Consider the following 333-nt stretch of genomic DNA (forward strand, 5'->3'; position numbering starts at 1 on the left):
TTGATTCAAGCCTTTCTGGACGAGGCATCGTCGACCTATACCTACGTCGTCTATGAAGCGGATGGCGGTCCCTGTGCCATCGTCGACTCGGTGCTCAACTACGACCCGGCTTCCGGGCGCACCGGCACCGCCCAGGCCGACAAGGTGATTGCCTTCGTTCGCGAGCATGGCCTTGAGGTGCAGTGGCTGTTGGAAACCCATGCCCACGCCGACCACCTGTCTGCCGCGCCTTACCTGCGACGCACGCTGGGCGGCAAGATTGCGATTGGCGAGTCCATCAGCAAGGTGCAGCACGTCTTCAAGCACCTGTTCAACCTGGAGCCGGAGTTTCGC

At 61.6% G+C, this 333-nt stretch carries 1 protein-coding gene; it reads left to right on the top strand.

All coding sequences use genetic code 11. The features are described 5' to 3' along the window. The coding region (locus AC0L3B_RS38850) for an MBL fold metallo-hydrolase (protein WP_473382994.1) at positions 1-333 on the top strand (333 nt) is incomplete at both ends.

The organism is Bradyrhizobium sp. Kon56 (assembly GCF_055807635.1).